Origin of the sequence: Colwellia sp. 20A7, from assembly GCF_009832865.1 — a bacterium.
Taxonomy (GTDB): domain Bacteria; phylum Pseudomonadota; class Gammaproteobacteria; order Enterobacterales; family Alteromonadaceae; genus Colwellia.
On record NZ_CP047130.1, the window covers coordinates 173,500 to 185,572 of the forward strand.

A 12,073-nucleotide genomic window follows, 5' to 3' on the forward strand; every position below is an offset into this window, starting at 1 on the left:
TTAATCAAATTGGTATAAGTTTAATAATTCTTGCTATTATAACGACAATCTTTCGATAAAGTCTGTTTTTTAATGTCAGAACAAAAATCACCAAACAATTCACAAAATAACTCACAAAGTAACTTCAGTCATAGTACTGATTATGCGTATTGGGTTCGATTAGCTGCTATTACCGCTTCATCTGTTGCATTAATTTTGGTGATTATCAAGTTATATGCTTGGATCATAAGTGATTCTAGTGCAATGCTTGCGTCGACTACTGATTCCATTTTAGATTTATTTGCCTCAGTAATGAATATTGTTATTCTTCGTTTTGCTTTAGCTCCAGCAGACGAAGAACATAAGTTTGGCCATGGCAAGGCGGAAAGCCTGGCAGGTTTAGTACAAGCGGCTTTTGTTTTAGGCTCAGCTATATTATTAATCTTTAATGGTGTTGAGCGCGTGATGAACCCTCGAGCTATTGTGCAAAGCGATATTGCTATTTGGGTGTCTATTATTGCGATTTTGCTTACGTTATTTTTAGTCGTTTTTCAGCGTTACGTTATTAAGCGCACAGGATCTATTGTGATTAGTGCTGATGCATTACATTATCAATCAGACTTATTATTAAATTTAGGTGTATTGGCTGCCATCTTTTTAAGCCAAGGTATTTGGCTACAAGCGGATGGTGCTTTTACTATCGCGGTTGGTTTATATTTAATTTTTGGTGCAGGACAGATTATTTATCAAAGTGTTTATCAGTTGATGGATCATGAGTTAAACGCTGAAGATTTAGCACAAATTAAAAGTATTATTTTGTCACATGAGCATGCTTTGGGGTTACATGAATTACGAACAAGACAATCAGGTGTTCAGCGTTTTATTCAATTTCATCTAGAGCTAGAAGACAATTTATCGTTATTAGAAGCTCATAGCATTGGTAATGAGATTGAAGCTGAAATTTGCCAAGCACTTGCGCCATGTGAGGTTTTTATTCACCATGATCCAACCTCTGTTGTGCCTGAAGAACTAAAAGTCGAGTCAAGTAATTGATATCCTGAATCAATGTCAGAATAACTGTTTTTATTTGGATGATGAGTCTAAGTTGAGGATGGCGGGTGCCTTTTAAGAAGACCGCGTACTTAGGTGTTTGTTAGCCACATATTTCATCATTCAGTAGGCCGGTTAATACGGGATATATGAATTTCCCCGTCGTCATTTCGTAAGTCACGGAATCTATGAATCTTACTGTCGTCATCTCATAGGTCGCTGAATACGGGATCTATAGCACTAAGCAAAACTAACCTTGCCAGAATAATTCAGCTCTAATACTGTTTAAACCACTCAATTGCTGCAGTTAATGCCTTGTCACGATGAAGATCGCTTTCAAAAAATAGTTCATGATACGCGCCTTCTATTACCAGTGGTTTGCCCTCTGGGCATGAGTATGAATAGTGTTGATGTAATTGCTGACAAAAGTCATGCTGTGCTTCATTTGACACTATCGTATCTTCACCTGCTTGAATAACTAACGTCGGCGTTGTTATTTTATCTATATTATTAAACAGTGTTTCGAGTGCGGTAATTGATTCAGATAACCATTTTACGGTAATGCCGCCAAGTTGCAGTTTAGGCTCTGTTTGATAAAGTTGAATAAATTGTTGAAAACGTAATTCTGAATGCATTAGCGGGTTATCGGTAAATGAAGTTGGATCATCTGCTTTTGGCGTGTAATCTTTTTGTCCTAAAAAATACCAAGGCGTATCAGACACTATTTGATTAATTTGGTTGGTCACTTTAACTAATGATTCAGCGATAACACGAGGAATAGGGCCGCTATTAAAGCCTAACATAGGTGAAGATAATACCGCTGCTTGTATGTTATTTGGATAATCTTGTAAGTATCTGGCAGCAATGGCCCCTCCCATTGAATGCGCTAATAAATAGGGTTTTTGGCTTTCACCATTTACATTACAATAGGGTTTAACGGCTTTTTCAATAAAACTAGCAAAGTCATCAACATAATATTGGAAGTCTTCTACATAGCCTTTATGTGGGTTTTCTAATAAACGTGCCGATATACCTTGGCCACGGTGATCAACGAGAAAAACATTGAAACCGAGATTGAATAAATCAAAGCTTAGCTCTTTATATTTCAAATAACCTTCACTGCGCCCTGAGGAAATAATTAAACATTTTCTATTGGTGTGGTTAGCTGGTTTTACGTCAGTTTCATTATGATTGAATATTGCATAATTAATTCGCTTATCATTAACGCCATTAAAACTTGAAAACTCACCTTGCAGCCAAAATTGCGCAATTTCATTGCTATAACGGGTGCTAAGTTGTGGTTCAGTAGTAAAGTTATTCGCGTTAATTTTTGTCATAAATCCAACGAGTAGTAAGATAATAAGCGTATATTTAAACATAATCATTTGTTCCGACTGTTAATTTACTACCTATGAAACACAATGCTTACGAATAAATCAAATCGGTGATTTGTAATGTTCGTAAGCGTGAGCATTCTTATTTGATGATATTTTTATTCGACACTTTTATTCGATATTGTTGCTAGTAGCCTCTAACGCAGTTAATCGTGCTTCAAGCTCAGCTAACTTAGTACGTGTTTTAATCAACACTTGTGTTTGTATATCAAACTCTTCACGAGTTACTACGTCAAGTTGTGATAATTTACGTTGTAATACGGTTTTTGTTTTGTCTTCAAAATCGCTAGCCATGCTCTTTAAACCAGGAGGAATGGCGTCAGTTACTTGTTTGGCTATTTCTTCAATTTTTTTTGCATTAATCATACTATAGGTCCAAATTCTCGGTTCGAATTATTTATTTGAATTTCTTATCTACTATTTATATAAAATAACGATCCAAATAATTACACAAAATTTCACTTGAACACATTGTAACTGTTTTGCTAACGAGTAAAAACAGGTAAAATTACTGTCCTTAAAATTAATCATTTCTGCAATTATGAAACTTAACCCCGGACAAAACGAAGCCGTAAAATATGTTAGTGGTCCTTGCCTTGTATTGGCTGGCGCTGGCTCAGGTAAAACGGGAGTTATTTGTCAAAAAATTGCTTACTTAATTCAAAAGTGTGATTACAAAGCACGTAATATTGCCGCTGTAACCTTCACCAATAAAGCAGCGCGAGAAATGAAAGAGCGTATTATCAAAATGCTCGGCAAAGAGTCAACTCGCGGCTTAACAGTTTCTACTTTCCATTCGCTTGGGCTCGATATTGTACGTCGAGAAATTAAAACACTAGGCTATAAGCCAGGATTTACACTATTTGACGATCAAGATAGTCTTTCATTATTAAAAGAATTAACGCTAGATGAACTTGATGGTGATAAAGATTTATTGAGCCAATTGCAAAGTAAAATATCTAACTGGAAAAATGATTTATTATTACCTGATGCAGCTTTAAAAATAGCAAATGATGCCAGCTCTCAAGAATTCGCTGAGTTTTATCAGCGGTATCATCAGCATATGAAGGCGTACAATGCGCTTGATTTTGATGATTTAATTCTTATTCCTACACTGTTATTGAAAAACTATCCTGAGGTGCGTGAACGCTGGCGCAGTAAAATTCGTTATCTGTTGGTTGATGAATATCAAGATACTAATGCGAGTCAATATGAATTAGTAAAACTCATTGCAGGTGACCGAGGGCGCTTAACGGTTGTGGGAGATGATGATCAGTCTATTTATTCTTGGCGTGGTGCTAAACCTGAAAACTTAGTTTTACTGGGTAAAGATTTTCCTCAACTTAAGCTGATTAAACTGGAGCAAAATTACCGTTCAAGTGGCCGCATTTTAAAATGTGCCAATATATTAATTGCTAATAATCCTCATGTTTACGATAAAGCGTTATTTAGTGAACTAGCTTATGGGCCTGAACTGCGTGTAGTACAAACTAAAAATGAAGAAGATGAAGTTTCGCGTATTATTGGCGAGCTGATTGGTCATCGGTTTATGAATCGAAGCCGCCATAAAGATTATGCTATTTTATATCGTGGTAATCATCAATCTCGATTATTAGAAAAAGCATTAATGCAAAACCGTATCCCGTATAAAATTAGTGGCGGTACATCGTTTTTCTCCCGTGCTGAAATTAAAGATGTTATGGCGTATTTACGTGTATTGGTTAACCCTGATGATGATAATGCTTTCTTACGTATTGTTAATGTACCGAAGCGAGAGCTTGGTCCTGCGACTTTAGAAAAGTTAGGGAATTACGCTAATATGCGTCAAATAAGCATGTTTGCCGCGAGTTTTGAATTAGGGCTAGAGCAAACATTAACAGGGCGTCCATTAATGAAAATGCAAGCCTTCACACAATGGTTAGTTGATGTGGCTGATCAAACCGAACGCGGTGATACAGCGGCAGTGTTACGGTCAATGATTCGAGAAATCAATTATGAAGATTTTCTCTATGACACCTCTCCTAGTGCGAAAGCAGCTGAAATGCGGATGAAGAATGTCACCGAGCTATTTAGTTGGGTTACGCAAATGCTTGAAGGCTCTGATGATGAAGAACCGATGACTTTGCCACAAATTGTTACTCGCTTAACATTACGCGATATGATGGAGCGTAATGAAGATGAAGATGATAGTGATCAAGTACAATTAATGACCTTGCATGCATCGAAAGGATTAGAGTTTCCTTATGTGTTTTTAATTGGGATGGAAGAGGGGTTATTGCCCCATCAAACCAGTATTGATGAAGGTAGTGTGGAAGAAGAGCGTCGTTTAGCTTACGTAGGTATAACGCGCGCGCAACGCGAGTTAATATTTACTTATGCACGTGAACGTCGTCAATTTGGTGAAGTATCACGCACTGAAGCTAGTCGATTTTTACATGAGTTGCCACAAGATGATTTAAACTGGGAGTTAGGACAAGTGAAGAAAACACAAGTCTATAAAGAACAGTCTAATAAACAGGGGATGGCAAGTTTAAGAGCCCAATTAGCTAAAGGTAAGTAATTGAGCTCGTTCTTTACTTCTTGATAGAGTATATAAAACTAATAGCGGCAGCAGCGGCAGTTATGATAGCAAATAAATTGTTGTCTTGGTTTAACAGTAGAGCCGAGCTAATGCACAAACCTGCTGTTAAGACACTAAAAATTAAGCGCTGATTGTTCGCTTGTTGTTGTTGAGTTATTTGCTCTATTAATTGCATTTGTTGCGACTGACTCTCTTTGCCTGCTTTTAAATAATCATAAATAAGATCAGGCATTTCGGGTAGTTTTTCATTCCAAAAAGGTATGTTGTCTTTTATCTTTGTAAAGACGGCTTTAACACCCATTTGTTCTTTTACCCAGTTCTCTAAAAACGGCTTAGCTGTTTGCCATAAATCTAATTGTGGATAAAGCTGTCTACCTAATCCTTCAATATAAAGTAAGGTCTTTTGTAATAAGACTAATTGAGGTTGCACTTCCATATTGAAGCGACGTGCGGTGTTAAATAAATTGACTAGTACCTGACCAAATGAAATTTCAGATAAAGGTTTGTTAAATATAGGTTCACATACTGCACGAATTGCAAATTCAAATTCATCAACACTCGTGTTAGCCGGTACCCAGCCAGAATCAACATGCAGTTGTGCCACTTTACGATAATCTCTATTGAAAAAGGCAACGAAATTCTCTGCTAAGTAACGTTTATCTTCTCGGTTTAATGTACCTACAATACCGCAATCTATAGCAATCCAAGTAGGATCTGTTGGGTTGTTCGCATTAACAAAAACATTACCTGGGTGCATATCTGCGTGGAAGAAACTATCTCTAAAAACTTGTGTAAAAAATACTTCTACGCCGCGTTCAGCAAGTAGTTTCATGTCAACATTTAGGTCGTTTAATTTGTTGATCTCTCCTACACCAATCCCGTAAATACGCTCCATCACAAGAATGTTCTTGTGGCTGTATTCACCGTAGATTTCAGGAACATAGAGCACGTTGTCGTAACTACGCCCTTGTTCAAAGTTATGTTTTAATTGAATAGCGTTCGCAGCTTCTCGGTTAAGATCTAGCTCATCTAAAATGGTTTTTTTATATTCAGCAACCACTTCAACCGGTCGTAAGCGTTTGCCGTCTGGTAACCATCGAGCGACAATGGCAGCAATACGCGACATCACTTTTATATCAGCTAGAATAGTCTCGCCTATATTGGGACGAAGTACTTTAATAACGATATGTTGTTCTTTATCATCGTCAATTAAGGTTGCGGTATGTACTTGAGCGATAGAAGCAGAGGCAAGCGGTGTAACCTCAAAAGCACTAAAATATTGTTCAAATATTTCAATGCCCATGGCTTCAATAATTATTTTCTTTGCCAGCTCACCGTCGAAAGGTGTTACTTTATCTTGCAATAAAGCTAATTCATCGGCGAAGTCAGGTGGTAATAAGTCACGACGAGTAGAGAGCATTTGTCCAAATTTAATAAAGACAGGGCCTAGCTCTTCAATTGCTAGGCGGAAACGTTGAGCAACAGTTTTATTTTTGTGTTTGTTTTGTAACCAAAATAAAGATAAACGCCCAAGTTTTGCGTACCACGGTAACATTTTCTTGGGTACCATCTCGTCCAAACCATAATGTAAAAATGTTTTAACAATGCGGTATAGTCGTTTATTACTCACGTGTTTGAATATCCTTTGGTTAATGCATCAAGTCGCGTTGATATGTTGTCAGCGTGATTATTCACTTGGCTAACCTGTTGATTAAACGCTTCAAGTTCGCTGCGAGTTACTACTAAGCGTTGTTCGTGTACTAGATACTCGCTAGCATCTGCTTTAATTTGTTTACTCGCAAATTGTAATTTTCCTGCAACACGCTTACCTAGTTGCATTAACTTGTGTGTTGGTACATCACCAATATGCTTTGCTAATTCACTTTGCCAATCAATATTTAGAGTCTCTGCCAAATGCATGAATTGCTGTGCAACTTTGATATCCCCGGTTAAATCGAGCTTATTTTGTTTAATTAATTCAGTTAATTGTTGTTCGGCTTTTAATGCTTGTATGGTTTTTATGCTCGTTTTTACCGTGCAATCGACACCTTCTGTTAGTCCCGACACAATTATTTTGTTGGCATTAACGGTTAAACTAACTGGAAATTTTAATTCAGATAAAAAAATTGAGAGTGTTTTTTGTTCTAGTTTTTTTAAATCAATCTTCTCAGTATTTAATGACAATACTTTGTTAATTAATAGCTCTATTGACGAAGTTAATACTTGCTGCAACATGAAAGTAACCCTGTATTTACGGTTAATAATACCTGATTAAAATTTATAACCTTTGTGTAAAGCGACAACACCACCGGTTAAGTTTTTAAAACTCGTTTGCTCAAAACCTGCATTGTCCATCATACTTTTTAATGTTTCTTGATTAGGATGCATACGAATTGATTCAGCAAGATATTGGTAACTATCACCGTCTTTCGCTACTAACTCGCCCATTTTTGGTAAAATGTTGAATGAATAAAAGTCATAAGCCTTATTAAGTAGCTCATGTTCAGGCTTAGAAAATTCTAATATTAAGAGACGACCGCCTGGTTTTAAAACACGATAAATAGAACGTAGCGCCATATCTTGATCAGTAACATTACGTAAACCAAAAGCGATAGTCACTATATCAAAAGTATTATCTTCAAAAGGTAAGTATTGAGCATTTGCTTGAACATATTTTATGTTCTGTACTAAACCTTTATCACGTAACTTATCGCGTCCAACATTGAGCATTGAACTGTTAATATCAGCGAGTACAACTTTACCTTCTTTGCCTACTAATTGAGAAAATTTAGCTGTTAAATCACCCGTTCCACCTGCTAGATCTAAAACACTATTACCAGGTCTGACACCACTTGCATCAATAGTAAAGCGTTTCCATAGACGGTGTATACCAAATGACATTAAATCATTCATTACGTCATATTGCTTTGCAACTGAATGGAAAACACCTGCCACCATAGGCACTTTATCCTCTTTATCAATGGTTTTGTAACCAAAGTGAGTGGTGTTATCTGACGACGTTTCGGGTAGCTTTGGTGATTGATCTTGTTGTTGAGCAGGCATCTTTTATTCACTAATAACGAAAATTGATAATAGTTTACTTTATGTCAGTAGGATAACCAAATATCGATGAGCCTTTTATTGATTTAAAACACTCGTTAGTGGTGAGTGTAGGCTAAATAATTATATCGACAATGCTTAAATTTTAAATTTACATGGCAAGTAAAGAATAAAAAAAACATAAGTGTAATTTAATTACATATGTAACTTGCATATTTAGAGTATATACTCTATAATTCTTTTCGTTCTCCTTATGTGAACGCTTTTTTTTGTAATAATTTTATATTTTAGCTCTCCCCCATAGCTAATATGCCGATAGCCTTGCTATCGGTTTTTTTTTGCCTGAAATTGAATGTAATATGTTGATTTATAGTTATTTATGAATAAGGTATAAAGTTATATTATTCATAAATAACTATCAAATAACTCTATCTCAAGTTAAAGTCTGACTTATAGCTTCATTATCATTTTGTTACAATATAGAATGACTAGGCTTTTAATTTAATACACATATTTGGAACATGGATGAATATTTCAGATCTCTCATTTAAGAACAAAATCTTCTCTTTACTGGCTTTACCTACTCTAGGCTTTCTTTGGCTAAGTATTAGCACCATATTTGATACGATAAAAATTGAAAATGAGATGCAAACTATTGCGCCTTTAACCGAGTTATCGGTTGTTTATAGTGATTTGGTGCATGAACTACAGAAAGAAAGAGGCATGACAGCTGGTTTTTTAGGATCTAAAGGCAGTAAATTTAGTGATAATTTAAAAGCTCAGCGTCTAAATACCGACGAACAACGTGCTAAGCAAGTTAGTTTCTGGCAAGAACAGGACTTTGTATTACCCAGCATAGTGCAGTTGAATTCTTTAATCACACAATCAATACAGCGTTTAAGTGCTATACGTCAACAAGTTGATAGCCAATCAATATCGAATACTGAGGCCATTGCTTATTATACTCAGCTAAATAAAAAGCTATTAAGTGTTGCTACTTTAAATGCTGAAATAAGCTCTGATGCTCTAATTACCAAGGAAACTATTGCATATTTTAGTTTTTTACAAGGTAAAGAGCGTGCTGGTATTGAGCGTGCCGTATTAAGTAATACCTTTGCACAAAATCAATTTGGTAAGGGTATGTTTGTAAAGTTTATTACTTTGGTAAGTGAGCAAAATACTTATTTTGATAACTTTAAATATTTTAGTAATTTGGATAATAAGGCTTTTTTTGATCAACAATTAGATCATGATTCGTCAATAGAAGTTAACAAAATGCGGACAATTGCCCGCGATAAGCAAGTAGATTTTGGTATTGATGCTGAATACTGGTTTGAACAATCGACCAAACGTATTGGCCAACTGAATAAGATAGAAAGTCATTTGGATAATAGAATATTGGCATTAGTTAAAACAAAACAACAGGATGCATTTTTTGCAATGTTAGTGAATAGTATTGCCAGTGCTATTTTAATTGTTCTCTCGTTAGTTATTAGTACTTATGTTATTCATGAACTTACAGGTAGAGTGAAAAGTTTAACTAAAGTATTGTCAAAAGTACGAGACGATAATGACTTAACTGCGCATAGCCCTCATGGTGGCAAAAGTGAGTTGGGACAAATATCAACTGCGTTAAACGCAACTTTAGATAGTTTTGCCCATGTCATTACCGACATTTCATCTTCAAGTATAACTTTAGCATCAGCTGCAGAAGAGACAGCACAAACTTGTGAATATAATTCTCAATCGTTATTTGCACAGCAAAATGGCATAGCGTTAATTGCAGCCGCCATTGAAGAACTTTCTGCCACCGTAAATGAGGTGGCTGAAAATACTCAAAACACTGCTAATTCAGCGAAAAATGCTGATGAGAAGGTGAAAAATGGCTTATGTATAGTACAAAAAGCTTATCACTCAATTGAAGCGCTAGCAGATGAAATTGATAGTTTAGCTTTGAGAATTAGTAAATTACATGAAAGTAGTAAAAATATTACCAGTGTTGTTGATGTGATTAAAGCCGTTGCGGAACAGACAAATTTATTGGCCTTAAATGCAGCAATTGAAGCGGCGAGAGCAGGAGAGCAAGGACGTGGTTTTGCTGTTGTTGCGGACGAAGTTCGTACATTAGCTCAGCGTACTCAAGAGTCTACTGCCGAAATTGAAAGTTTTATTGGTTCATTACAAAGTGATGCTAATGCTGCTTTTAATGTTATCGAAACCAGTCAGAAAAAAGCGATTGATGCGGTGAGTAATTCAAAAGATGTTGAGCATATGCTGGAAGAAATTACGGAATCAGTGGGCGATATCTTTGCGATGACAGATCAGATTGCAACCGCTATTGAAGAGCAAGCAATTGTCACTCAAGATGTTGCAAAAAATGTTGTGTCTGTTGAAGAACAATCAATAGAAACAACAGCCGGTGCAAATCAGATATTATTGACAGCGCAGGAGCAAGCAAAATTAGCTGCTTCATTGCAAGATATAGCAAGCACATTTAAAGTGTAAACATAACTTTGAGTGTAGCTCTTTTGGTATAGCTTCATTGGACTGATAGTGACAAAAATTTATATCAATTAGTGTGAGGCATCGTTTATAACGGTGCTTTTTTTTATCTGAAATTTAATATAAATCATCGTTTAATCTATGGAGTAGAGTGGTTATGTAATTTTTAATTAACTACTGAGCAATTGCCTTTATTGATCTCATCACGATAAAAGTCTACTGTTTCTTATGTGAGACTTATGTCCTTAATGTACTAAATGATCATGTATCAACGTTAGGATTGTTCACGTAGAACAATAACCAAATAATCCGGGTTAAATTATAAGGAAAAATATGAAATATTTGATAGTAACTGTGTTGATTTTTTTATCATCTACAGCACAAGCAAAGCATTCTATTCACTTAGATGAGGATAAAGGTCATTATAAAACTCAATTAATGTGGCCTGAGGTATCAATACCTTGGGGTATGGTACAACTGCCTGATGGGCGAATGTTAGCGACTGAACGCTCTGGCACATTATTTTTGTTAGCAGAAAATAAACCTGCTATTGAAATACAAGGCTTACCGAAAATACATGTGAATAATCAAGGTGGTTTACTTGATATTGCCTTACATCCAGACTTTGTAAAAAATAGCTTAATATTCTTCACGTATGCGAGTCCAGAAGGTGAGGGTACAGGAAGCCATACTGCATTAATGCGAGCTAAACTAGACACTAAAACTAATACAATTACACAACAAAAGGTTTTTTATAAAGGTGAGGGAAATACCACTAAAGGCTCACATTATGGTAGCCGTATAGCTATAGACGATGATTATATTTATTTTTCAGTCGGTGACCGAGGGGCACGTGACTTAAATCCTCAAGATTTATCTCTAGATGGTGGCAAAATATATCGCTTAAATTTAGACGGTTCAATTCCAGATGATAATCCATTTGTTAAAAATGATAGGGCAAAAAAAGCTATTTTTTCTTATGGACACCGTAACCCTCAAGGGCTAGTGAAGTTGGATGATACAGGAACAATATGGTCACATGAACATGGACCAAAGGGCGGAGACGAGGTTAATTTAATTGAAGCAGGTAAAAACTATGGTTGGCCGATAATCAGTTATGGTGTTAATTATAATGGCTCAGCATTTACTGAATTGACTAAAAAAGTTGGTATGGAACAGCCTAAACTTTTTTGGGACCCTTCTATAGCACCGTCTGGCATGGCTGTTATTAATAGTGATAAATATCCGCATTGGCAAGGAAAAATATTACTTGGCTCATTGAAGTTTAATCACCTGGTATTATTAGAGGTTGAGGATAATAAAATTGTAAACCAAACTAAGATAGTTACTGAAGTAGGTGGCAGATATAGAAATGTTATTCAAGGACGTGATGGCTATATCTATTTAGGCGTAGATGGCGAAGGTATTTCCCGTTTACTTCCAATGAGTGCTAGTGATTAAGTTAACAACAAAATAGTGCCGCGAAGTGACCTATAGGTAATATTTA

At 35.9% G+C, this 12,073-nt stretch carries 9 protein-coding genes; 4 read left to right on the forward strand and 5 right to left on the reverse strand.

The window, feature by feature from the left end; all coding sequences use genetic code 11:
• The first annotated feature begins 72 nt into the window (after positions 1–72).
• Positions 73–1,032, forward strand: a complete 960-nt coding sequence (locus tag GQS55_RS00725) for a cation diffusion facilitator family transporter (RefSeq protein ID WP_159817009.1) — start codon at positions 73–75, stop codon at positions 1,030–1,032.
• A 272-nt stretch (positions 1,033–1,304) separates the two neighbouring features.
• On the opposite strand, the gene GQS55_RS00730 is transcribed toward GQS55_RS00725, so the two are convergent.
• A complete protein-coding gene (locus tag GQS55_RS00730) occupies positions 1,305–2,408 on the reverse strand; it encodes an alpha/beta fold hydrolase (RefSeq protein WP_236559712.1) in 1,104 nt (367 codons plus the stop codon).
• Between the two features lie 126 nt (positions 2,409–2,534).
• Positions 2,535–2,789: a ubiquinone biosynthesis accessory factor UbiK gene (gene ubiK, locus GQS55_RS00735; RefSeq protein ID WP_159817011.1), complete on the reverse strand. Its 255-nt coding sequence runs from the start codon at positions 2,787–2,789 to the stop codon at positions 2,535–2,537.
• Between the two features lie 175 nt (positions 2,790–2,964).
• On the opposite strand from ubiK, the gene rep reads away from it, so the two are divergent.
• Positions 2,965–4,983 (forward strand): DNA helicase Rep, encoded by a 2,019-nt coding sequence (gene rep, locus GQS55_RS00740; RefSeq protein WP_159817013.1) that lies wholly within the window; start codon positions 2,965–2,967, stop codon positions 4,981–4,983.
• Between the two features lie 13 nt (positions 4,984–4,996).
• Here rep and ubiB read toward each other — a convergent pair whose 3' ends face one another.
• Genes ubiB through ubiE form a run of 3 tightly spaced genes read right to left on the reverse strand, consistent with a single transcriptional unit; the run spans position 4,997 to position 8,067 of the window.
• On the reverse strand, positions 4,997–6,634 hold the full coding sequence (ubiB, locus tag GQS55_RS00745; RefSeq protein WP_159817015.1) for a ubiquinone biosynthesis regulatory protein kinase UbiB: 1,638 nt from the start codon (positions 6,632–6,634) through the stop codon (positions 4,997–4,999).
• Positions 6,631–7,239: a ubiquinone biosynthesis accessory factor UbiJ gene (locus GQS55_RS00750; RefSeq protein ID WP_159817017.1), complete on the reverse strand. Its 609-nt coding sequence runs from the start codon at positions 7,237–7,239 to the stop codon at positions 6,631–6,633. Before GQS55_RS00750 ends, ubiB begins: the two co-directional genes overlap by 4 nt.
• Positions 7,240–7,275: 36 nt before the next feature.
• Positions 7,276–8,067, reverse strand: a complete 792-nt coding sequence (gene ubiE, locus GQS55_RS00755) for a bifunctional demethylmenaquinone methyltransferase/2-methoxy-6-polyprenyl-1,4-benzoquinol methylase UbiE (RefSeq protein ID WP_159817019.1) — start codon at positions 8,065–8,067, stop codon at positions 7,276–7,278.
• A gap of 522 nt (positions 8,068–8,589) precedes the next feature.
• On the opposite strand from ubiE, the gene GQS55_RS00760 reads away from it, so the two are divergent.
• Both GQS55_RS00760 and GQS55_RS00765 read left to right on the forward strand, forming a co-directional pair.
• A complete protein-coding gene (locus tag GQS55_RS00760) occupies positions 8,590–10,569 on the forward strand; it encodes a methyl-accepting chemotaxis protein (RefSeq protein WP_159817021.1) in 1,980 nt (659 codons plus the stop codon).
• Positions 10,570–10,899: 330 nt separating this feature from the next.
• Positions 10,900–12,027, forward strand: a complete 1,128-nt coding sequence (locus GQS55_RS00765) for a PQQ-dependent sugar dehydrogenase (protein ID WP_159817023.1) — start codon at positions 10,900–10,902, stop codon at positions 12,025–12,027.
• Positions 12,028–12,073 lie beyond the last annotated feature (46 nt).

Coding starts and splice junctions, on each gene's coding strand:
- GQS55_RS00725 (WP_159817009.1), top strand. CDS start 73: ATGTCAGAACAAAAATCACCAAACAATTCACAAAATAACTCACAAAGT.
- GQS55_RS00730 (WP_236559712.1), bottom strand. CDS start 2,408: ATGTTTAAATATACGCTTATTATCTTACTACTCGTTGGATTTATGACA.
- ubiK (WP_159817011.1), bottom strand. CDS start 2,789: ATGATTAATGCAAAAAAAATTGAAGAAATAGCCAAACAAGTAACTGAC.
- rep (WP_159817013.1), top strand. CDS start 2,965: ATGAAACTTAACCCCGGACAAAACGAAGCCGTAAAATATGTTAGTGGT.
- GQS55_RS00750 (WP_159817017.1), bottom strand. CDS start 7,239: ATGTTGCAGCAAGTATTAACTTCGTCAATAGAGCTATTAATTAACAAA.
- ubiE (WP_159817019.1), bottom strand. CDS start 8,067: ATGCCTGCTCAACAACAAGATCAATCACCAAAGCTACCCGAAACGTCG.
- GQS55_RS00760 (WP_159817021.1), top strand. CDS start 8,590: ATGAATATTTCAGATCTCTCATTTAAGAACAAAATCTTCTCTTTACTG.
- GQS55_RS00765 (WP_159817023.1), top strand. CDS start 10,900: ATGAAATATTTGATAGTAACTGTGTTGATTTTTTTATCATCTACAGCA.